The following is a 21907-nucleotide window of genomic DNA, read 5'->3' on the forward strand; positions in this document are numbered from 1 at the left end:
CTAAAGATCTTCCCTCCCCCTGCATAGCAGGGGGTTTATTTTTACTGTCACACAAATAAATGGAAATGGAGGGAGCTTTTGGGAGCTCCCTCCATTTCCATAACTGCCTCTTTTAATTTCAAAATAATTCCGGTTCATTTTCTATCAAATCTTCTGCAAGATATTTTGCATCCATATTTTCTATTCCATAGCTGTCATTTAAAATCTGCTCAGATAGTCTACTGGAATAATAAATATCAAGTGCTTTTCGTAAATCAATCCCTTTCATCTCCGAAATTGTATTAATAATATCATTTTCCAAATTCTGTTTATAAAATTCTTCCAGTTGCTTTTTATTTACCATTACTATTCACCTCATATGCCTTTTGGAAAGTAAGAAGGCAATCCAACGCCTCCTGCTTTACAATACATATTTGATTATTCATTTTGTAATATCTTAATTCATTCAAAACTTTTTCTTTATTCCACAATCCTCTAAAATACATATCTACGGTTTTGAACACATCATCATCCGCAACATTTCCGATGATAATATCATATTCTTTATTCAGCGACTGCCCATTTCTTTGCCTGATTTTCGAATGTCGTAATATAAAATCCTCTGCCAAAATCCAAATACTTTTTTGAATGAACTACATCTGGATTTTTTATAATTTCTGTTGATCCATGATATACAATCATACATTGACACCTTTTTCTTTCACAAAATCTGTAATGTCTTCCACCAAATATTCTTTTCCCTGTGTATGAAGCACATCATAACATTTAATAATGTAATCATCTAAAATCCCTGTTGAATTTAATATTTTATATACTTTGGCCGGAGACATCTTCCATTTATCTGCGAGACTGTATATCATAAATATTGAAAAGCTTAATTCTTTTTTATTACACATATGCATTCCTCCTTTTGCACGTTCTGATAAAACGGAAGAATTCTTCCTCACTTCTACATATTTTTTTCCTGAATATCAATAATAGAAAAGACTCTGTCATACCGGAGATCCAAATCTGCAGACCAACGGATGAATTTTTCTCTTCTTTCATTGCATTGGTCAACATCTTATCACCTCTCATTCTCTATTGTTTTACTGCCGTTTTCTTTATTATAACCTGAATATTTCTCCCCTACAATATAAAAGAGGGAAAATCCAATCTGCAAGAAATACAAGCATTCCTCAGAAAAGATTTTCCCAGTTATAGTTTGTTTGTCTTAATTTATTCCTTTTATTTTGCGGTTACAATGGAATAGAAGAAGCTCTGACGAGCTCCCTCCTGGCATATTATACTTCCGTTATATTTCTGCATCTCCCCCGGCAAAGCGTCTCAGTTCTCCGGACATTTTGCGGTAGATATCTTTGTAGTGTGACTTGGGCGATACCTGTTTAATATTTAGTTTGTATTCCTTCTCACTGAATATTGCACCCAGGCGGTATCGGTTCCTGTACATGAGCAATCCATTCGCCTCTTCCAGAATCTGTTTTGCAAGCAGTGAATCTGTTCTTCTGCAGAAAATTACAAATGTAAAGTATATTGGCTGTTTTTCCTCTTCTTTTCCAATATTATCCCTCCAGAATTCCCCGAAAAAATCATTCAGCTGTTTTGTATGCTCGTCCCACAAGATTTCTGTTTCTGCTACAGATAATATATGAACTTCTGCTACTTCGGTTTTCTTATAAAAAGTAACCTTTCCCTGATCTGAAAAATCGAATTCACACGCTTTTTCATAACCATCCAATACACAGGATTTCTTTATATTTTCTTTTACGTTGTCATCTTCTTCGTATGGATATGTACTTGCACAGATTCGTGATAAAATACTCAACTCTTCCGGCCAGTCACAATAATGATCCTGTCCTACAAAGCTGAATGGCTTCCAAACTCTACTCCTGCCTGTGTAATATTGGAAGCTCCGGCGATAGGTCACCATATAATAACTCCATGTAATTACATAGCCAATCAGGATTATAACAAAAGAGACATAGGAAATACGTAAAAAAGCACTCATATATACAGCTATTTCTTCGAAATCACTGAACACCAAACGTCGTACCAATATAAATGCAATGTTAGACATAATTGCAAGAACCAGTGCAAACGCCTGCCAGAAAAAAATTCCTCGCTGATATGCCGCCCATTTGGATTTCTGAGATTTTTCCCGCATAAATCCCATCGCATACAAAGGATTCTCTTCCCCAAAGCAGTTCGCAAATGGTTCATTTCTGAGAGATCCAAAATTCCGAACAACAATTATATACCCTAGCATAATTGCCATAAGCTGTTTTGTAGCATCATTGCCAAATTTCATAAAAAGAAATACATCATTCATAAGATATGCTATAACCATTATTGCTATAAATTTTGGAATGTTTATGTACTCAACAGAAAACATAGTAATTTTACCTCTTTATTATCTATATTCCCAGTTTATAAGATATACTTTATATATACACGTAATTAAGCAATCCATTTTTTTCATAAATAAGAAATCTTTTTGTCTCTTTTCCTGCCCCAGCTTCACATCCACCGCCTACCAGTCTACCTTTTGAAAGTACATATTCTCTTGTTTTTCCCTTAAAATAATCTTTAACATAGGATTTCGCATTTGACTTTATCAATGTATTAACATGTTTTTGTGAATATTTTTGTGCCTGTACATATAAGGGAATTGATTTGATTGGGCCCAAATTTAAATTCTTTATTCCTCTTATGGCCTTTTTATAATAATCACCTCTTTTAAATTGCAAGTACCCATCAGTGAATTTGCCTGCCGCATTCATAGCAAAATCAATTCCTCCATTAAGTATCGCACTTTCTAAATTTCTGCTCTCTTTATACTCGCTAATTCCTGTTACGGTTCCACTTATAGTCGCTACAACTAATTTTCCTGTTGCTCCTCCAATTCCCATAAATCCAACTGCAGTTCCCAAACCTGACACAGCTGCTGACAACCAGTCCACTTCATCAAAGCTTTTTCTTTCAATTACCATCTGGCAGGCAACGGAGGCAGCCATTCCAACAGCAAAGCTGGCTGCTGCAACCATCCATGCATCTCCATCTGAGTCTGAACGTGTAAGCGGATTATGGTCACAATATGCAAACAGGTTACGATTATGCAAAGTTTCCGGTGATCCCTGTACGGCAAAAAAATTGTCTGCATTGATAAATCTTTTTATTATCGGATCATAATACCGGTTTCTCAGATAATACATTTCTGTTTCATTGTCATAATAATAACTCTTATAGCGGAATGGATTTGTCTTACCGATGGTATCTTTCTTGCTTCCTGTGATGCTCAGAATTTTTCCCCAGCTGTCATATTTATACTCTGTCACAATTTCTCCGGAAGCATCGGCAAGTGCAATAACATCATTCTGAAGATTCTTTATATAAAAGAATTCTTTTCCGTATGCACGTATGGAAATCAGATTTGCTGCAGAATCATATTTATACCAGATAATTTTATCCCCGCTTGTTTCTGCTACAAGAAGATCTCCTGCCATACAATAGTCCGTAGTTACTCCGTCTACCGTTTTTCGTACTCGATTCCCTGTATGGTCATAACCATAACTGATCTTCTTTCCGTTGTCAACAGTTGCCAGCATTCGCCCCTGATTCCAGGTAAATACAGTTGTTCCTTTTTTCAGCATGTTTCCCACGGCATCATATTTCATTTCCGTAGTATTCCATTTCAGAAGCTTATCTCTCCATATACTGTCAAAAGTTCCTGTTCCTAAACTTACAGGAGCTCCCTGAACATCACCGGTTGTATATGTATACTACAAGCTGATTCCGCTCATCATACTGATAGGAATCGGTAATATTAATTTTTTTGCAGAAAATTCAAAAAGTTCTTTGCAAGAAGTGTAATTCATTTTGTTTCTGGCTTTTGAAAATGCCTGCGGAGAGACGGATGGAATCTTCCCACAAAATTTTCTAGTCAGCAATGGTATTTCGCTTTGTAAAGAAGCACCCGTATGTGCAAGCAAGTCCCCACCCACTGCTTATCGCTTTTCGCAACCCCGCAGGGGACTTACTTGATTTGGTTAAATCAGTCATTCAGATAAATACCAGAACCCGCTCCACAATAAACACCGCCGCACACGCCAACAGCGCTACTGTGATCAAACTTTTCTCTTTATATGCCGCAATAAGGGCTACGAAGAATCCCGCGGCGCCGGAAATGATGCTGTCTGTGGCTTTCAGGATGGCCGGAAAGGTCATGGCTGCCAGACAGGCATATGGCACATAGTACAGAAAGGACTTGATAAACGGGCTTCGGATCTCGTTTTTTGCAAGAGCAAGGGGCAGCATACGGATGAGATAGGTGACTGCTGCCATCACCAGGATATAGAGATATACGTTATGACTCATGTGCTGCTTCCTCCTTCTCTTCCACCGGGCAGAAATAAGCTGCCAGGCCTGCTACCAGAAGTGTTGTGATAATGATCATAAATCCGGATGATACCTGTTTTAATACCGGTGTCACCGCAAAAATGGTGCTGACTGCCATGGATGCCACAACCACTCCAAGAACCGGTCTGCTCTTTTTGGACGGCGGGATGATGATGGCCAGGAACATTCCGTAAATGGCAACGCTTAAGGCACTGAGCATAAAATCCGGAAGAAGACTACCGGAGATACCTCCTACCAGAGTTCCCAGAGTCCATCCGGGGATCGCCACGCACATGGCTCCATAATTGTAAAATACGCTGACTTTTCCCTCCTGGGCCGCACTGATTCCGAAGATCTCATCGGTGATACCAAAGGCGGCGATATACTTCAGGATGCCAGACTCCTCACGCCGGAATTTCTGGGACAGAGAAAAAGACATCAGGCAATATCTCAAATTGATGATCAGCTGAGTCATTGCCATCTCCCACATGGAACCTCCCGCAAAAATAATGTCCAGTCCCGCAAACTGACCGGCGGATGTCAGGTTGGTCAGTGAGATCAGAACTGCCTGCCAGATACTTAAGCCTCCGGCAACGGCCATCATGCCAAAGGTGAACGACACCGCGAAATATCCCAGTCCAATGGGCACGCCATCTTTCATACCTTTTCTGAAACTTTCTCTTTTCATCGATTTCCTCCATTGTATGTATGTTAGTCAGGCATAACATAAGATCATCCGCGTTTACGGCTTGATCCCATCCTGTCATGAACCCGGTTGCACACGTAAATAAGAGCGTGCCTGGAAACTTTTTTCGCTTCCTGACACGCTCTTTCATTGTAGCATCGACATATCAAAACTTCAATACTTCACAGCAAACACACCTGTGCTTTTTCCCTGATTTTATGCTTTTTCTACGATTTTATAGTAGGATCTTGCTGTCATGGAGTAGATCAGTCCATAGACCAGCGCAAAAGCCAGAACCGTTCCTGCCGTACAGCCCACGTACAGTTTTGTATTGGCCATTCCAAACAGCAGCAGGAGCCGGCGGATCAGCGGAAATGCCATGGAAATATGAACCATCGCCATCACAAGCGGGATAAAAAATACCAGAAGGATCTGTCTGCGGATGGCACCTTTTACTTCTCTGCGGCTCATGCCCACTTTCTGCATGATCTGGAACCTTCCCTGATCTTCGTAGCCCTCTGAGATCTGTTTATAGTAAATGATCATCGCCGTTCCCATAAGGAAGAGTGCTCCCAGAAAGATTCCAATAAACAGGATACTTCCGTTATCCACATAATAAGTTTCGTACTCACTCTGGCGGACACCACCGATCACGATGGTATTCTCAGAAAAGCCACCACTGCGGCAGTAATCTTTCAGCGCCTGATAAACAGCCTGACCATACCGGATCTTTTCCTCATTGCTGCCACGGATATCTGCACCCAGATGAACTGTGAGATCTTTTCCCGCCTCGTAAGCATCAACTCCTTCGTACATCTTTGTCCGAAGCCCGTCAATATACTCAAAGTCCGAATCCGTCACAACGATCGCCGCCATATTGGATACCAGATTGGTCATCGCACTTAAAGGCGCTTTTTCCAGCCATTTCTTTACTGCAAAATCCCGGTCATCAATTTTTAATATGTCGTTTTCCTTTTCAGACGGATACCAGGCAAAGATCTCGCCATCGTGGAGATCTGTTTTTTCCCCGGTAAGTTTCTCATACTCAGACTGGCGGATTGTATACAGGTCTACGGAATTCCCATCTTCCGAGTAACTGTAGGCCTGTCCGATCATAATGCCGTTTTTTCCATGCTTGCAGCCAATCTCAAGATACATTTCAGTCACTGTTTTTTCTGCAGGCACCTGATAATCTTCGATTGCCTGTGCAAAAACCTTCTGAAACTGTTCACTCTGTTCCTGGCTGATACCGGAGATTTTGGCATCCGTATCAAAAGGATACCGGTTCACCATAATGTCCCCCATTCCAAAATACAAAGACACCGTCATGGAAAGGAGCAGGAGTACACCGGTACTTAAGATACAGATACTTGCCAGGCCTGCCGCATTCTGTTTCATACGGTAGATCATGCCGGAAACACTGATAAAGTTGCTGGTTTTATAGTAGAACTTTTTGTTCTTCCGAAGCAGTTTCAGGATCACAATACTTCCTGCTGTAAAAAGAAGATACGTTCCTGCCATGACCAGAATTACCGCCAGAAGAAAAATGAAAATTGCCTGAATCGGGGATTCCGTGGTTACTGCCAGATAATATCCCACGCCAAGACAGATCATACCAAGAAGTGCCATGAGCCATTTTGCCCGGGGCTCCCTCTCTCCTGTATTTCCGCCTTTCAGAAGTTCTACCGGATTATTCATCTGCACTCTCGCAAGGTTCAGTGCAAGGATAATAAGAAAAACAGCTCCAAATCCTGCCACACAGAACAGAATTCCCGTGATGGATATATAAAATCCCAGAACTGCCGGAACATGGAGAAAACGAAAAAGCAGAAGCAGCGAAAGTTTACTGCCAAGGATTCCAAGCCCGATTCCTGCTATCATGGAGATCAGTGAAGTCATAATCGTTTCCAGAAACATCACTTTTCCGATATGGCCTTTTTCCAGTCCCAGGATATTGTAAAGTCCGATTTCTTTCTGTCTTCGTTTCATAAGAAAACTGTTGCTGTAGATCAGAAAGATGACACAGAAAATTCCGACAACCACTTCTCCGGTTCCCACGATCATCCGCACTTCTGATGCCTGGGGCACTGCTTTCTCCAATGTGGGACAGTCCCGCAGAAATTCCATCATATACATCATGGCAATACAGAAAATGCAGGTAAGCATATAGGGAATATAGGTGCTCCGGTTGTTGCGGATGTTCTGTACTGCCAGTTTTCCAAACAGTCCTCTACGCATGGCTCTCACCGCCTGTCGTAAGGATCGTCAGGGTATCTGCGATCATCTGGTACATTTCCTGTCTGGTTTTTGTGCCACGGTAGATCTGGTGGAACACCTGTCCGTCCTTGATAAAAAGAACTCTGGATGCGTGGCTGGCTGCCTGTGCACTGTGGGTTACCATGAGAATAGTCTGGCCTTCCTGATTCACCTCATTGAACATGGAAAGAAGGTCGGACGCCGCACGGGAGTCCAGTGCTCCAGTGGGTTCGTCCGCAAGAATCAGCCTGGGATCTGTGATCAGTGCTCTTGCAACTGCCGCCCTCTGTTTCTGTCCACCGGAAACTTCGTAGGGAAATTTTTCCAGAAGCTGATCAATGTGAAGGGCTTTTGCAATGGGACGGATCTTCTGTTCCATCTCCTGATAATCTTCGCCTGCCAGCACAAGGGGAAGATAGATGTTGTCACGAAGACTGAAAGTGTCCAGAAGGTTGAAATCCTGGAATACGAAGCCCAGGTTTTTCCGGCGAAATGCGGAAATCTCTTTTTCTGTCAGATGGGTGATGCTTTTTCCTTCCAGAAGAACTTCACCGGATGTGGGGCGATCCAGGGCTGCCAGAATGTTCAGAAGCGTTGTTTTTCCGGAACCGGACTCTCCCATGATCGCCACATATTCCCCCTCTTCCACCGAAAAGGTCACATTGGAAAGTGCCTGTACTTTGTTTCCGCCAAAGCGGGTGCTGTATATCTTTTTTACATTTGTTACTTCCAGTAATGCCATATGCCAATTCCTTTCTTATCTGTGTTTGCAGCGTTCCAGGGGATTCGTGCATTCGTAGTATCATTCATGTTCTAAAGAACTGCACTCAATGTAATAATTACTTGGAACGCTACTTTATGTTTTCAGTATAAGAAAATTCTCCGGCGGCTGCCATCGAAGTGGCTTACATTTTGCGGGGGAAGCTTACATTTGTGTAAGGTTTGGCTTCTGTAAAAAAATCTCAATACATATCCAGCTCTTTTTTCCACAGGCTCAACCGGACTTCCGTGCCTTTATCCACCTGGGAATCCACAGTGATCTCATGGCTCAGCTTTTTCAGGATCTTCCGGCTTAAATACAGGCCGATCCCGGTGGCCCGGTTGTCCTCCCGGCCATTAACTCCTGTGTAGCCTTTTTCAAAGATCCGTGGAAGGTCTTCTGCCTGGATTCCGATGCCGGTGTCTGCGATGACAAGGATTGCCGGTGCTGTATTCGATGTCCGTTTTCCACGCTCATCCTCCAGCCAGATTTCAATACTGCCCGTTCTTGTATATTTCAACGCATTGGAAAGAATCTGTCCAATGACAAAACCGAGCCATTTTTCATCAGTGAGAACGGTCGCATCCGTCCCCTCATAGGACAATGAGAGCTTTTTTGCCACAAAGATCCCTGCATATTTATGGATCTGTTCCCGGATGATCCGATCCAGAGAGCACCGGGCAAGCTTCAGGTCTGCGGACATGTCTTCTGTTCGAAGGTACCCTAGAACCATCTCCACATACTGTTCAATGCGAAAAAGCTGCGCCAAGGATTCCCGGTTCCGCTCCGGTTCCTCCTGAAGTAACAGCCGCAGGGCAAAGATCGGCGTCTTAATCTGATGCGCCCACATGGTATAGTAATCCGTCATCTCCTCCAGGGAACGCTGCCGGTCTGTTTCCGCGCCCATCCGCATACTGTCCAGTTTCCGGATGATCTCCCGGTAAACAAGTTCTACTTCATCAGTGGGCTCATTCAGCCGGTCCAGATTGATCTCCGGAGCTTTTTCCACCAGGCAGAGTGTCTGCACCTTCTGCCGGTAGCGGACATATCCATATAAAAAAGCGGCAGCTCCTGCTCCAAGCCACAGAACTGCCATATAGATCACTGCCTCAGCGGGAAGCTGGTACAGGCAGACCACTGCTGCCGATGCAGCCACCGCAAAAACAAAGGCAATGAGAAAAATTTTTGTCTGTTTCAAATATGCGCGTAATAATTTCATAAAAACCTCACACCATGTAACCAAGCCCTTTTCGCGTGATAATAAAATCCGCAAGGCCTGCTGCCTCCAGCTTTTTGCGAAGGCGTGTAATGTTTACGGTCAGGGTGTTGTCGTCCACAAAGCTGTCACTTTCCCACAGTTTGGTCATAATAGCATCTCTGGATACCGGTCTGCCTGCCTGGGAAAAAAGCAGCTCCAGGATACGCAGTTCATTTCTGGTCAGTTCCAGCTCCATCCCGTTCCAGGTCAGCGTAGCCCCGGAAAGGTTGAGCACTGCTCCTTTATGTTCCAGAATATTTCCCGGATTTCCAAAGGAATAGGTCCTGCGGAGGATTGCCTGGATCTTGGCTACCAGTACGTCCATGTCAAAAGGCTTGGCAATAAAATCATCTGCTCCACGGCTCATGGCCATGACCATGTTCATATTGTCGGCTGCGGAGGAGATAAAGATCACCGGCACCTGGGAGACTTTTCGGATTTCCTCGCACCAGTGAAAGCCGTTATAAAAGGGAAGTTTCAGATCCAGAAGAACAAGCTGAGGATCTTTCCCCGCAAATTCCTGCAGTACATTGGAAAAATCCTCAGCCAGAAAAACTTCATATCCCCAGGAACTGAGATGTTTTTTCAGAAGATTCGCGATTGTTTCGTCATCTTCTACAATAAAAATGCGATACTTCATTCCTGTTCGTCCTTTTTGTGTTTACGCTTCTTCCACTCCATCCGGATCTACCAGGCGGTTCAGAACCTTGAAGCCATTATTACGGAGAACACTCTCTGCAACCAGAAGATCCTCACAGTGCATGATCGCTACCGGGACTTTCAGGCCTCTGTGGAAGAAGGTGTAGATGTAATGAAGGTTTACGTTGCTGTCGCCCATGACACTTAAAAGTTTGTCCAGGCCGCCGATCTCATCCTGAAGATCCACCAGGATAGCCTGAGTGATACGGGTCATATATCCGTTTTCTGCCATGATCTGATCTGCTTTTTCCGGATCATCGCATACCATACGGAAGTTTGCGAATTCCGGTGCGTCGAAGCAGCCGAAGCCGTAGATGTCGATCTGATTCTCTGCAAGAATCTTTGTAACTTTCTGAAGACTGCCTGGGGTGTTTTCTACGAAAACGATGTTCTGTTTTACCATAATAATGTTTTCCTCTTTTCTTGTTATTCTTTTCTTATTATTCTTTTGTTATTATTCTTTTGTTATTTTCTTGTTTATTTTAGCATGAAATTTGTGGGAAGTGAATCCCCTCCCGAGGTGGGGCATTTCGCATGTGGCGGGTTTCCTTTCCAGGGGAGCATTTTGCATGCGACAGATATATCGCCTTCCGGCGGGAGCATTTCGCATGCGGCAGGTATATCGCCTTCCAGCGGGAGCATTTCGCATGCGGCGCATTCCCTTCCGGGGGGAGCATTTTCGCATGCGGCAGTTGCGAGGAGGGGAAGCATTCATAGTTGCGAAGGCCATACTCCCCTCCTCGCGCTCCACCCCTCCCGGCCACGCCGCTGTTCTGCGTTGTGGAATGTGTTGCTTTGCTGGCGGGGCGATGGATTTTACGGTGTTGGATATTGTAGGCTATGCCGATATAGATGAATGCACTACGCTATAACCCGCGGTTTATTTTTATCGATTTGAGCAAAAAACAGGGAACAGGCCCGCTACGCGGGCCGCTTTCCCGTCCGCCCTCATCCATCGGCTCAGCCTGACGGCTTCGACACCCTGGAGTACATCGCCCAGCCAATAACGTAGCACATTCCACAACGTACGCCTCAAAATGCGTGCCCGGAAAGGGGGAGCGCGAGGGGGAAAAGCGGGCTTCGCAACTCTGAGTGCTTTCCCCCTCGCATATTTCCGCCGGGAAACAATTCCCGGATCTCCCCACGATGTAGCACAGCGATACATTCACATTAATACGTTAAAGCGTAACGCTTTTAATTACTAAATTTCAAATATAAGTATACCATCACAACCCAAAATGTCAACCACCTTTCCCAAAAACAAAAATAACATATAAAAAAGCCGAACGCACATCCAACAGACATGCGTCCAGCCATCCATTTCAATAATTGCAGTTGCCCTGAAGAGCTCAATCCAGCTCTTCGTCCACATACTTCTGTATATTAGAAGCATTCACATACTTCTTAACCTGTGCCCCGTCAGTGATCACAAGTGTAGGCGCCTGACGGATCCCGTACTGCTTGACAAGTTCGGGATTCTGCTCGGCATCGATGATCTCCAGTTCTTCGCCTTCCAGCATTTTCTTTGCCATACGACAATTCGGACAAGTACTGGTTGTGAAGAGATATTTGTGAGATGCCACCGGCTGGATCTCAACCTCATCACCTTTCATGGTCATCATGCTGGTGTGTACTTTTTTCAGCTGGGAATGGGTAATATCATAGAGGGTACGGTTCTTGTACTCCTGTGTTTTACCATCGTTCCAGTTCTGTACCGGACGGTAGTATCCGGTGATACGGCTGTAAACCTCGGCCTTCTTTCCACATTTCGGGCAGGTGAAATGCTCGCCGCTGATGTAGCCATGCTCCTGACATACGGAATAAGTCGGAGAAATGGTGTAATATGGCAGACGATAATTCTCCGCGATCTTACGTACCAGAGACGCTGCTGCCTTCCAGTCCGGAAGCTTCTCTCCCAGGAATGCGTGGAATACAGTTCCGGATGTATACAGTGTCTGCAGATCGTCCTGAATATCCAGTGCGTCAAAAATATCCGCAGTATAATCAACCGGCAGATGAGAGCTGTTTGTATAATACGGAGTATCGCCCTCTTTTCCTGCTGTCTTGATATCCGGATAACGGCTTCTGTCGTGTTTGGCAAGACGGTACGCCGTGGACTCTGCCGGTGTTGCCTCCAGGTTGAAAAGCTCTCCCGGATACTGCTCCTGGTAGTCGGAAAGACGGTTTCTCATATGCTCCAGAACCTCTTTTGTAAACTTCTGGGTTTCCGGATCTGTCATGTCTTTTTTCAGCCAACATGCATTTAAGCCCGCTTCGTTCATTCCCACAAGACCGATGGTGGAAAAATGATTCTCAAAGCTTCCGAGATATCTCTTGGTGTACGGATACAGTCCCTCATCCAGAAGTCTGCTGATCACATCTCTTTTGATGTGAAGAGATCTCGCGGAGATATCCATCATATGATCCAGACGCTGATAAAATTCCTTCGGTGTTCTGGAAAGATATGCGATACGTGGCATATTGATGGTTACAACACCTACAGAACCTGTGCTCTCACCGGAACCGAAGAAACCGCCGCTCTTTTTGCGGAGCTCACGGAGATCCAGGCGGAGGCGGCAGCACATGCTGCGGATGTCGCTTGGTTTCATATCACTGTTAATATAGTTGGAAAAATACGGTGTACCGTACTTGGAAGTCATCTCAAAGAGAAGTCTGTTATTCTCGGTATCAGACCAGTCAAATTCCTTTGTGATGGAATAGGTCGGGATCGGATACTGGAATCCACGTCCGTTGGCATCTCCCTCGATCATGGTCTCGATAAATGCCTTATTGACCATATCCATCTCTTTCTTACAGTCTTTGTACTTGAAGTCCATGTCCTTGCCGCCTACGATTGCCGGAAGTTCTGCAAGGTCGTCCGGAACAGTCCAGTCCAGTGTGATATTGGAAAATGGTGCCTGAGTTCCCCAGCGGCTCGGAGTATTTACGCCGTATACAAAAGACTCAATGCATTTCTTTACTTCTGTATAGGAAAGGTTGTCTACCTTTACAAAAGGAGCCAGGTAGGTATCAAAAGATGAAAATGCCTGTGCGCCTGCCCACTCGTTCTGCATGATTCCCAGGAAATTGACCATCTGGTTGCAGAGTACGCTTAAATGCTTGGCAGGTGCGGAAGTGATCTTACCCTCGATTCCGCCAAGACCCTCACGGATCAGCTGTTTCAGGGACCATCCTGCACAGTATCCAGTCAGCATGGACAGATCGTGGATATGGATATCCGCATTTCTGTGTGCCTCCGCAATCTCGTTGTCATAGATCTCCGACAGCCAGTAATTGGCAGTAACTGCTCCGGAGTTGCTTAAGATCAGTCCTCCTACGGAATAGGTTACTGTTGAGTTCTCTTTTACACGCCAGTCCTCAACCTTCACATAGCTGTTTACGATCTCTTTATAGTCAAGGATAGTGGATTTCATATTGCGGATCTTCTCACGCTGCTTGCGATAAAGGATATACGCCTTGGCAACATCGGAATATCCTGCCTGGATCAGTACGTTCTCCACACTGTCCTGGATATCTTCCACAGAGATCCGGTTGTTCTCGATCTTATTCTGAAAATCCGCTGTAACACGAAGTCCCAGAAGATCGATCATATCCGGGCTGTAATTCTTGCCCTTGGCATCAAACGCCTTATCAATTGCCGCGGTGATCTTCCCCATCTTAAATTCGTCTAATTCACCGTCTCTTTTTACTACCTGAAACATAAGAAAAATGCCTCCCTCATGCATGTATTTATAAAGCGGACACTCCCGTTCCGCCTCACTTACCTGCCCATGAACATACCCCGTTTCACGATCTATGTTCAAAGCGCTGTAGGCTTATTGTATCAGACACACCTCTTTGCGTCAACACAAAAAGCACCATATATAGTGTCCATTTTGTTCACGGTACTATATATGGTACTGAGTAGATTTTTTAACATTATGTGACTTTCGGATAGATTTCCCGCGGAACCCTTGCTTTTACAGCGATTCCGCCTTCTGTATATTCTTCCGAAAGAAGCTGTCCATACTCACGGATCAGCTGGATCTGACCTGCTTCTGAATATGGAAAAAGCCGCTCCATATAAATCTGGCCTTCTGCAAGAATCTCCGAAAGAAGCTGTTTAAATTCTCCAAGTCCCTCTCCTGTCCGTGCGGAAATTTTCAGCGTATGATCTGCACGGAGATCCCGGAGACTCTCCCCGGAAACACGATCCTGCTTGTTAAAAAGTGTGATTGTCTTTTTCCCAAGGGCACCCAGCTCTTTCAGGGTCTCATATACGATATGCATCTGCATCTCCGCCTGGGGATTGGACGCATCTACTACATGAATGATGTAGTCCGCATATTTGGCTTCTTCCAGGGTACTCTTGAAGGCTTCTACCAGATTATGTGGAAGTTTTCGGATAAATCCTACGGTATCCGTAAGAAGAAGCTGCTGCCCGTCATCCAGTGTCAAAAGACGTGTAGTGGGGTCCAGCGTGGCAAAAAGCTTATCCTCCGAAAGCACCGACGCACCGGTCAGTGTATTCAAAAGCGTGGATTTTCCAGCGTTGGTGTAACCCACAATAGCCGCAGTCTTCAGATTGCCTACCGCTCTTCTGGAACGGATCAGCTCCCTGTGTTTCTCCACCTGGGAAAGTTCCTGCTTCAGTGCGGAGATCCGGTTTCGGATCAGACGGCGGTCTGTCTCCAGTTTCTTCTCACCGGGGCCTCTGGTACCGATTCCTCCTCCAAGTCGTGAAAGGGAAGAACGAAGTCCCACAAGACGTGCGGAACGATAACGAAGCTGTGCAAGCTCTACCTGGATCTTACCTTCGCTTGTAACAGCACGCTTTGCAAAAATATCAAGGATCAACAATGTACGGTCCATGACTTTGCATTCCAGTTCCCGCTCCAGATTGTTCATCTGTGCAGGAGAAAGCTCATCGTCACAGATCACGCCATTGGCATTCAAAGCATAGAGAAGGCCTTTTACCTCCTCGATCTTGCCTTTTCCGATATAGGTACCGGGGTGTACTGCCTCACGGTTCTGAATGATCCTGCCAGCAACAGCCGCGCCGGCTGTAGCCGCAAGCTCCCCAAGTTCATCCAGGGATTCTTCCATGTCGTCCCCCAGATTCGCCTGGACACCGATCAGAATAACCCGATCCTGTATTTCCTCAAAATATTCCATATCAGCCCTCCGAAGACGTTCTGGTTTTCAGAAAAGCCAGCTCTTTTTTTGCGGCGGAATCTTCCGGGAACATGTCAATATATTCCTGTGCCTTGGTCAGTGCGGTAGCAAAATCCAGTTTCTTCTCATAGGCTACGATCTCATTGAACAGAAGGCTCTGCATCTCGTCTGTGGTAGCAGTAGGAAGGCCTTTTGTAATGTTATCAAGAGCGGAATCATAATCCCCGTTCCGGATATCACACAGTGCCAGGCCGTTATATCCCTTGGCAGAATCTCCCACTGCGGAAATATACTGTTTGTACATTGCCTGAGCATTTTCCACATCGTCCTGAGCCAGATATACCATTCCCATGAGAAGAAGGGCCTCTGTATTATCCTTCTTGGATGCTTCCAGGAGCTCTTTTTTTGCATTGGTGTAGTCTTCCATATAGTAGTAGACACGGCCTCTGTCACAGTGATCCTGAGCGTCCTTGGCCTCAGAAGAAAGAGCAGCCTCCAGATATCTGGTTCCGTCTGCTTCCATATCTTTATCCAGGTATGCCTCATAAATCTGGATCGCCATATCATAGGTGGCATCCTCTCCGTAAGCCTGTTTGAAGTTAGACGCAGCTTCCTCGTAGGAATCCATAGCAAGAGCAACTTTTCCGGTGAGGAAATAACTGCTTGCATCCATGGAAAAATCTTCTCCAAGTGTCTGGCAGTCTGCCATGGCGTCCTCATACTTGCCCCATTTCAGTTCTGCGGTAGCACGGTAGGACAGGATATCTTTGCGGAGGTTTTTGCTCACATTATCGCAGTTCAGTGCCTCTGTAAAATTATTCACGGCATCCTCATATTTACCGAGACGCAGGCTTGCAATGCCTGCCCCACGGTAGGACTGTGCCAGTTTTACCCCGTTCTGGATGGAACTCTGGTACTCCTCCAGGGCATACTTGTAGCTTCCCTGGGAAAGATCTTTTCCGGCCTGCTCGTATGTTTTTGTTTTTTCACTGCCGCAGCCGCCCAGAAGCAAAGCTCCTGTAACGGCTGCAAGAATCAATACGGTCTTTGTATTTTTCATGGAATTCCTTATTCTACAACAAGCCCTTCGGCTTCCATCACATCAACAACACTGTCTACATATTTATGGCAGAGTTCATCGGTTCCTGCTTCTACCATAACACGGATCAGCGGCTCTGTACCGCTCTCACGTACCAGGATACGGCCATCATCGCCAAGTGCCTCTGCTGCAGCTTCGATGGATGCTTTTACCTTCTCATTTTCCAGTGCTGTTTTCTTGTCGGAAACACGCACATTGCGGAGAAGCTGCGGGTAAACCTTCATCTCCTTGGCAAGGTCGCAGAGTGTGGCTTTCTGGTCCACACATGCTTCCATAATCATCAGGGATGTGAGAATTCCGTCACCGGTAGCAGAATAACGGCTGAAAATAATATGTCCGGACTGCTCGCCACCAATGCTGTAATTGTTTTCCATCATGTTCTCGGCAACGTATTTGTCACCAACTGCAGTCTGCTCATAGTCGATGCCTTCCCGCTCCAGAGATTTGTAAAGACCAAGGTTGGACATAACGGTTGTTACAACGGTATTTCCGTTCAGCTGGCCTTTTTCTCTTAAGTATTTACCGCAGACATACATAATCTTGTCACCGTCAATGATGTTTCCACGGTGGTCTACGGCGATACAGCGGTCCGCGTCACCATCGTACGCAAAACCGATATCCAGGCCTTTATCTACCACAAACTGTCTCAGGACTTCAATGTGTGTGGAACCGCATCCACGGTTGATGTTGGTTCCGTTCGGCTCGTTATTAATTACGTAAGTTTTTGCACGAAGCGCGTCAAAAACACTCTTGGCAATAGCGGATGAACTTCCGTTGGAGCAGTCCAGTCCTACCTTGATATTCTTGAAATCGTGGCATGGGATAGAGATCAGATGTCCGATATAACGGTTTCTTCCGGATGCAAAATCCACAGTACAGCCGATATCTTCTCCGGTTGCCAGCGGAAGTTCCTCGATCTCACCATCCAGATAAGCCTCGATACGTGCTTCAATATCTGCGGAAATCTTCTGTCCGTTCTCATTGAGGACTTTGATTCCATTATCATTAAACGGATTATGGCTTGCGGAAATCATGATACCGCAGTCAAAATCTTCTGTACGTACCACATAGGACACACTTGGAGTTGTGGTTACATGAAGCAGATAAGCATCTGCTCCGGATGCGGTAAGTCCTGCCGCAAGGGCATACTCAAACATGTAACTGCTTCTTCTTGTATCCTTGCCGATCACGATCTTCGCCTTGTGATCTCTGCCGTAATACCAGCCAAGATAACGTCCCACGCGAAATGCATGATCTGCTGTAAGTTTTACATTTGCTTCACCACGAAAACCATCTGTTCCGAAATATTTACCCATAATGCTCTCCTTTATTACTGATACAGTCCTTCCGGATAAACGCCGTCATCTGTAAGTTTTTTGAATGCAGCCTGTACAGATGCCTTATCTTCCTGATAAGTAACACCAAACCACTCGTCCTTTGTCTCAAGAACGTCTACTGCTGCTTTTCCGGAATGGATCAGCTGGTCGATAAGCTCTGGAAGAAGATATTCTTTTTTGATGTCTCCCTCTTTGATTCCACCAAGGAACTCAATGAAGCCTTTCTCAAGGATTTCCATAAATTCCGGTGTCAGTCCCCACATGTTCATGGAAACAAGGCTCTTGGTATCCAGTGCTTCTGCTGTACCGTCGTCATTTCTTGTTTCTGCGCCGTCTGCTGTCTTGAAGATGTTATGTGTCTCTGTAACGCCGACAAGCTTGCCGTCCTCAATGTGGCACACACCTCTTGTAACACTTCCGTTGTCGCTTAATGTATTTCCAAGGCGGAAACCTGCCATGCAGATGTGCATCGGGCCATCCTGTGGATGATCCTGTACAAGATAGTCGTGAACTTTTACGTAGGCTTCTTTTCCATAGTAGTCATCTGCATTGATAACAGCGAATGGCTCGGAAAGGACTTTCTTTGCTGCCAGTACGGCATGTCCGGTTCCCCATGGCTTGGTACGGTCTGCCGGTTTCTGGAAATCTCCCGGAAGATCATCGATCTCCTGGAATGCATAAGCAACCTCTGTAATCTTGGAGATACGGTCTCCGATCACTTTTTTGAACTCATCCTCAAGGTCTTTACGGATAATAAATACAACCTTGTTGAATCCTGCCTCCAGTGCATCATGGATAGAATAGTCCATAATGATCTCACCCTTCGGTCCTACCGGTGCAAGCTGCTTGATTCCTTTTCCAAAACGGCTTCCAATTCCTGCCGCCATGATTACCAGTGCTGTCTTTTTCATGTTTCGTTTCCTCCTGATTTATTATAGTTTTTTGAACTCTATCTCTGTAATTAACGATTACTCCTGTTCATTGAGCTTGGTCAGCTTCACTGCCTGGTCTGCCGCGATCAGGCTGTCGATGATCTCATCCAGGTCTCCGTTGAGGATATTCTCAAGGCGATGAAGGGTAAGTTTGATCCTGTGGTCTGTCACACGTCCCTGCGGGAAGTTGTAAGTACGGATCTTCTCGGAACGATCACCGGTACCGATCTGGCTTCTTCTTGCCTCTGCCTCAGCGTCGTGCTGCTTGGCAAGTTCCATCTCATACAGACGGGAACGGAGCACGCGAAGTGCCTTATCCTTGTTCTTAAGCTGAGATTTCTCATCCTGGCAGGAAATTACGATTCCTGTAGGAATATGGGTAAGACGTACGGCAGAGTCTGTGGTGTTGACACACTGACCACCGTTTCCGGATGCACGGAATACATCGAATTTACATTCATTGAGATCCAGATGGAAATCAATCTCTTCTGCCTCCGGCATGATGGCTACAGTACAGGTAGAAGTATGGATTCTTCCGCCGGACTCTGTCTCCGGTACTCGCTGTACACGATGCACACCGCTTTCATATTTCAGTCTGGAATATGCACCTTCACCTTTGATCATGAAAGTAACTTCCTTGAAACCGCCGATACCGTTCTCATTAAGGCTGAGCATCTCAGTCTTCCAGCGGCGGGATTCCGCATATTTCACATACATACGGTAGATCTCTGCCGCAAAGAGAGCTGCCTCATCACCGCCTGCGCCTCCACGGATCTCAACGATAACATTCTTGCTGTCGTTAGGATCTTTCGGAAGAAGAAGGATCTTCAGCTCATGCTCCAGCTCCTCCACTCTCTTTCTTGCATCAGAAAGCTCCTCTTTCAGCATCTCACGCATCTCTTCGTCCTTCTCGCTCTCCAGCATGGAAAGACTGTCCTCGATGGTTTCTTTGTTTTTCTTATATTCTTTATATGCGTCAACGATTGGCTGCAGGTCGCTCTGCTCTTTCATCAGCTTCTGAAAATGCGCCGGATCATCGGTTACCCCCGGTTCTCCCAGCTCATTGAGAAGCTCCTCAAAACGTACCAACAGATCATCCAGTTTATCAAACATGTATTTCCTCCTGTTTCTGATACCTGTAAATCACAATTTTTACAAAGGCTTCTGCCCCATCACTACACGGTCAAGGCCCGGAAGATCTTTTACCACCTGAACCTTTTCAAAACCGGCATTTCTCAGCATTTCACTGACTGCCTCCCCCTGGGTGCAGCCGATCTCATACAGAAGCCATCCGCCCGGTTTCAGATACTTTCCGGCCTCTGCGGTGATCTTTCTGTAAAAATAAAGCCCGTCTTCCATTCCGTCAAGAGCCTTCCTTGGGTCATGAAGGCGGACTTCTTCCATCAATGTTTCAATTTCTTCTGTCGCGATATAAGGCGGGTTTGAAATAAGGATATCATATTTTCCCCCCTCTTTTCCACCTTTTTCGCAAAAATACGGTGCCGAGAACAGATCACTTTCCACAAAATCCGCCCGGTTCTCCACATTCAGAAGACTGGCGTTCTCTTTGGCCACCTCCAGTGCTTCCGGCGAAACATCCACACCGACACCATGGGCATCCTGCCGTTCCAGAAGAAGGCTTATGAGAATGCAGCCTGAACCCGTACACATATCCAGAATCTCCGGTTTTTCCACATCATCAAGGCATTTCAGCCCTTCTTCCACAAGTGTCTCCGTGTCCTGTCTCGGGATCAGCACATTTTCGTTTACATAAAATTCATAGCCCATAAAAAAAGCCTGATGAGTCAGCTGCTGTACAGGAATATGTCCTGCCCGCCTGCCGATCAGCTCAAGATACTCTGCTGCGGTCTCATCAGACACCGGTTCATCACCATGTGCAAAATAGTATGCCCGGTTCTTTCCGGTCTTATATTCCAGAAGGAGCCAGGCATCCAGCCCGGCTTCTTCCAATCCGTTATCTTTCAGTATCGTTGTTCCTTTTTTGAGAAGTGACTCAAGAGTCTGCATGGCTTGTCTCCTCTGTCTCATAAGGGATGTCCAGGTCAAATTCCTCTTTCAGATAGGCTCTCCAGTCAAAAACCGCCTCAACAGCCTTGATGGCTACTTCTGCCATATCTGCGGTTGGTTCCTTGGTGGTAAATTTCTGCATGGCAAGACCTGGTTTACTCATAATGTCCGCAAATTTACTGTCTGTTCTTCCTGCCCACTGGATGATCTCAAAAGAGATTCCCGCAACTACCGGCACCATGAGAAGTCTTCCAAACAGTCTTACCCAGTAAACCGGAACCAGCACAAACACAAAGTGCAGCACAATACTTACCAGCATGACCAGGAACAGAAAACTGGTTCCACAGCGCTTATGGAGCCTGGAACTCTTCAGCACGTTCTCCACAGTCAATGGCAGTCCGTGTTCCACACAGTTGATACATTTATGTTCCGCACCGTGATACATAAATGTTCTCTGGATATCCTTCATTCTGGAGATCAGGAACATATATCCCATAAACAGTGCCAGCTTTACAAAAGCTTCTACTACAGTAACCAGGAATTCCGAAGCCCCTACCTTGCGGATCAGACTGGCCAGTATATACGGAAGAAACATAAAAGCAGCCACAGATACTACCATAGAAACAGCTACCGTAATGTAAAGAAGCCACTTGAACTGCTTATCTTCTTTGGCTTTCTTTGCGGAACGCTCCTCTTCTGTAAGCTGCTCATTCTTCTTCGCGGTTTCTTCATCTTCCTCATCACCTGCGATCTCCGCAGAGTACATCAGGCATTTCGTACCTACCACAAGAGAATCCACAAAACTTACCACACCACGGATGATGGGCTTCTTCAGAAACGCATGGTTTCCGAAGGTACATTTATAGTCTTCTACTTTCAGCTCGATCTCCTGGTCCGGACGGCGCACTGCGATAGAATATTTGTCCTTGTGGCGCATCATGATGCCTTCCATCACGGCCTGTCCGCCAATATTCGATGATTTCATTCATTCTCTCCTGTGCAAACTGAAAAAATTTTTCAGTTAAAGAAAGGTTGAGATTTCCCAACCTCAACCTTCTCATTTCCTGTATTCGCAATAATTACTTATTCAGGCCGTATTTCTTGTTGAACTTATCGATACGTCCACGAGCCTGTGTAGCCTTCTGCTGTCCTGTGTAGAACGGATGGCATTTGGAGCAGATCTCAACGTGGATGTCCTCTTTAGTAGAACCTGTTACGAAAGTGTTTCCGCAGTTGCAGGTTACAGTTGCCTGATAGTAGTTCGGATGGATTCCTTCTCTCAT

Annotated in this window: 20 protein-coding genes and 1 pseudogene; all 21 read right to left on the reverse strand. The window is 45.4% G+C overall.

The features are described 5' to 3' along the window. Nucleotides 1–118: 118 nt before the first annotated feature. On the reverse strand, nt 119–343 hold the full coding sequence (locus G5B06_RS15890; RefSeq protein WP_021977914.1) for a hypothetical protein: 225 nt from the start codon (nt 341–343) through the stop codon (nt 119–121). Further along, a pseudogene (locus G5B06_RS19670) lies at nt 333–681 on the reverse strand (DUF3990 domain-containing protein). Before G5B06_RS19670 ends, G5B06_RS15890 begins: the two are co-directional and overlap by 11 nt. Further along, nucleotides 678–896, reverse strand: a complete 219-nt coding sequence (locus tag G5B06_RS15900; protein WP_021977916.1) for a DUF3791 domain-containing protein — start codon at nt 894–896, stop codon at nt 678–680. The pseudogene G5B06_RS19670 and the gene G5B06_RS15900 overlap by 4 nt, the downstream one beginning before the upstream one ends. Before the next feature lie 398 nt (nt 897–1294). Then, on the reverse strand, nt 1295–2308 hold the full coding sequence (locus G5B06_RS15905; RefSeq protein ID WP_173763083.1) for a hypothetical protein: 1014 nt from the start codon (nt 2306–2308) through the stop codon (nt 1295–1297). 133 nt (nt 2309–2441) lie between these two features. Continuing rightward, nucleotides 2442–3674 (reverse strand): RHS repeat domain-containing protein, encoded by a 1233-nt coding sequence (locus G5B06_RS15910; protein ID WP_173763082.1) that lies wholly within the window; start codon nt 3672–3674, stop codon nt 2442–2444. Between the two features lie 385 nt (nt 3675–4059). Then, nucleotides 4060–4374, reverse strand: a complete 315-nt coding sequence (locus G5B06_RS15915) for an AzlD domain-containing protein (protein WP_118168807.1) — start codon at nt 4372–4374, stop codon at nt 4060–4062. After that, complete coding sequence (locus G5B06_RS15920; protein WP_148448482.1) at nt 4364–5083, reverse strand: AzlC family ABC transporter permease; 720 nt, start codon at nt 5081–5083, stop codon at nt 4364–4366. The genes G5B06_RS15915 and G5B06_RS15920 overlap by 11 nt, the downstream gene beginning before the upstream one ends. Nucleotides 5084–5296: 213 nt before the next feature. After that, on the reverse strand, nt 5297–7318 hold the full coding sequence (locus G5B06_RS15925) for an ABC transporter permease (protein ID WP_173772497.1): 2022 nt from the start codon (nt 7316–7318) through the stop codon (nt 5297–5299). Next, a complete protein-coding gene (locus G5B06_RS15930; protein WP_021976913.1) occupies nt 7311–8078 on the reverse strand; it encodes an ABC transporter ATP-binding protein in 768 nt (255 codons plus the stop codon). The genes G5B06_RS15925 and G5B06_RS15930 overlap by 8 nt, the downstream gene beginning before the upstream one ends. A 220-nt stretch (nt 8079–8298) precedes the next feature. Next, entirely contained in the window at nt 8299–9315 is a 1017-nt protein-coding gene (locus tag G5B06_RS15935; RefSeq protein WP_173763080.1) for a sensor histidine kinase, read from the reverse strand. Nucleotides 9316–9322: 7 nt separating this feature from the next. Beyond that, nucleotides 9323–9994, reverse strand: a complete 672-nt coding sequence (locus G5B06_RS15940) for a response regulator transcription factor (RefSeq protein ID WP_173763079.1) — start codon at nt 9992–9994, stop codon at nt 9323–9325. A gap of 21 nt (nt 9995–10015) precedes the next feature. Next, the gene (locus tag G5B06_RS15945; protein WP_173763078.1) at nt 10016–10456 is read right to left on the reverse strand and encodes an amino acid-binding protein; all 441 of its coding nucleotides are present in this window, start codon (nt 10454–10456) and stop codon (nt 10016–10018) included. Nucleotides 10457–11402: 946 nt separating this feature from the next. After that, entirely contained in the window at nt 11403–13775 is a 2373-nt protein-coding gene (locus G5B06_RS15950) for a ribonucleoside triphosphate reductase (protein WP_148445176.1), read from the reverse strand. Between the two features lie 217 nt (nt 13776–13992). After that, nucleotides 13993–15228 carry a GTPase HflX gene (hflX, locus tag G5B06_RS15955; protein ID WP_173763077.1) on the reverse strand — a complete coding sequence of 412 codons (1236 nt, stop codon included), beginning with the start codon at nt 15226–15228 and terminating at the stop codon, nt 13993–13995. A 1-nt stretch (nt 15229) separates the two neighbouring features. Further along, the gene (locus tag G5B06_RS15960; protein WP_173772499.1) at nt 15230–16288 is read right to left on the reverse strand and encodes a tetratricopeptide repeat protein; all 1059 of its coding nucleotides are present in this window, start codon (nt 16286–16288) and stop codon (nt 15230–15232) included. 8 nt (nt 16289–16296) lie between these two features. Then, nucleotides 16297–17643 (reverse strand): phosphoglucosamine mutase, encoded by a 1347-nt coding sequence (gene glmM / locus G5B06_RS15965; RefSeq protein ID WP_021652113.1) that lies wholly within the window; start codon nt 17641–17643, stop codon nt 16297–16299. Nucleotides 17644–17657: 14 nt separating this feature from the next. Then, on the reverse strand, nt 17658–18575 hold the full coding sequence (locus G5B06_RS15970; protein WP_173772501.1) for a nucleotidyltransferase family protein: 918 nt from the start codon (nt 18573–18575) through the stop codon (nt 17658–17660). Nucleotides 18576–18632: 57 nt separating this feature from the next. Next, nucleotides 18633–19709, reverse strand: coding sequence for a peptide chain release factor 1 (gene prfA, locus G5B06_RS15975; RefSeq protein WP_021976368.1), 1077 nt, complete (start codon nt 19707–19709; stop codon nt 18633–18635). A 39-nt stretch (nt 19710–19748) separates the two neighbouring features. Further along, nucleotides 19749–20624, reverse strand: a complete 876-nt coding sequence (gene prmC, locus G5B06_RS15980; RefSeq protein WP_148445179.1) for a peptide chain release factor N(5)-glutamine methyltransferase — start codon at nt 20622–20624, stop codon at nt 19749–19751. Beyond that, the gene (locus tag G5B06_RS15985) at nt 20611–21609 is read right to left on the reverse strand and encodes a DUF1385 domain-containing protein (protein WP_173763074.1); all 999 of its coding nucleotides are present in this window, start codon (nt 21607–21609) and stop codon (nt 20611–20613) included. The genes prmC and G5B06_RS15985 overlap by 14 nt, the downstream gene beginning before the upstream one ends. Before the next feature lie 94 nt (nt 21610–21703). Then, on the reverse strand, nt 21704–21907 hold the full coding sequence (rpmE, locus tag G5B06_RS15990) for a 50S ribosomal protein L31 (protein ID WP_015526151.1): 204 nt from the start codon (nt 21905–21907) through the stop codon (nt 21704–21706).

It is taken from the genome of Blautia luti (genome assembly GCF_013304735.1).
Lineage (GTDB): Bacteria > Bacillota > Clostridia > Lachnospirales > Lachnospiraceae > Blautia_A.

Excerpts from the sequence above, each read along its gene's own strand:
- G5B06_RS15890 (WP_021977914.1), bottom strand. The coding sequence starts at position 343 with ATGGTAAATAAAAAGCAACTGGAAGAATTTTATAAACAGAATTTGGAA.
- G5B06_RS15900 (WP_021977916.1), bottom strand. The coding sequence starts at position 896 with ATGTGTAATAAAAAAGAATTAAGCTTTTCAATATTTATGATATACAGT.
- G5B06_RS15905 (WP_173763083.1), bottom strand. The coding sequence starts at position 2,308 with ATGAAATTTGGCAATGATGCTACAAAACAGCTTATGGCAATTATGCTA.
- G5B06_RS15910 (WP_173763082.1), bottom strand. The coding sequence starts at position 3,674 with ATGAAATATGATGCCGTGGGAAACATGCTGAAAAAAGGAACAACTGTA.
- G5B06_RS15915 (WP_118168807.1), bottom strand. The coding sequence starts at position 4,374 with ATGAGTCATAACGTATATCTCTATATCCTGGTGATGGCAGCAGTCACC.
- G5B06_RS15920 (WP_148448482.1), bottom strand. The coding sequence starts at position 5,083 with ATGAAAAGAGAAAGTTTCAGAAAAGGTATGAAAGATGGCGTGCCCATT.
- G5B06_RS15925 (WP_173772497.1), bottom strand. The coding sequence starts at position 7,318 with ATGCGTAGAGGACTGTTTGGAAAACTGGCAGTACAGAACATCCGCAAC.
- G5B06_RS15930 (WP_021976913.1), bottom strand. The coding sequence starts at position 8,078 with ATGGCATTACTGGAAGTAACAAATGTAAAAAAGATATACAGCACCCGC.
- G5B06_RS15935 (WP_173763080.1), bottom strand. The coding sequence starts at position 9,315 with ATGAAATTATTACGCGCATATTTGAAACAGACAAAAATTTTTCTCATT.
- G5B06_RS15940 (WP_173763079.1), bottom strand. The coding sequence starts at position 9,994 with ATGAAGTATCGCATTTTTATTGTAGAAGATGACGAAACAATCGCGAAT.
- G5B06_RS15945 (WP_173763078.1), bottom strand. The coding sequence starts at position 10,456 with ATGGTAAAACAGAACATCGTTTTCGTAGAAAACACCCCAGGCAGTCTT.
- G5B06_RS15950 (WP_148445176.1), bottom strand. The coding sequence starts at position 13,775 with ATGTTTCAGGTAGTAAAAAGAGACGGTGAATTAGACGAATTTAAGATG.
- hflX (WP_173763077.1), bottom strand. The coding sequence starts at position 15,228 with ATGGAATATTTTGAGGAAATACAGGATCGGGTTATTCTGATCGGTGTC.
- G5B06_RS15960 (WP_173772499.1), bottom strand. The coding sequence starts at position 16,288 with ATGAAAAATACAAAGACCGTATTGATTCTTGCAGCCGTTACAGGAGCT.
- glmM (WP_021652113.1), bottom strand. The coding sequence starts at position 17,643 with ATGGGTAAATATTTCGGAACAGATGGTTTTCGTGGTGAAGCAAATGTA.
- G5B06_RS15970 (WP_173772501.1), bottom strand. The coding sequence starts at position 18,575 with ATGAAAAAGACAGCACTGGTAATCATGGCGGCAGGAATTGGAAGCCGT.
- prfA (WP_021976368.1), bottom strand. The coding sequence starts at position 19,709 with ATGTTTGATAAACTGGATGATCTGTTGGTACGTTTTGAGGAGCTTCTC.
- prmC (WP_148445179.1), bottom strand. The coding sequence starts at position 20,624 with ATGCAGACTCTTGAGTCACTTCTCAAAAAAGGAACAACGATACTGAAA.
- G5B06_RS15985 (WP_173763074.1), bottom strand. The coding sequence starts at position 21,609 with ATGAAATCATCGAATATTGGCGGACAGGCCGTGATGGAAGGCATCATG.
- rpmE (WP_015526151.1), bottom strand. The coding sequence starts at position 21,907 with ATGAGAGAAGGAATCCATCCGAACTACTATCAGGCAACTGTAACCTGC.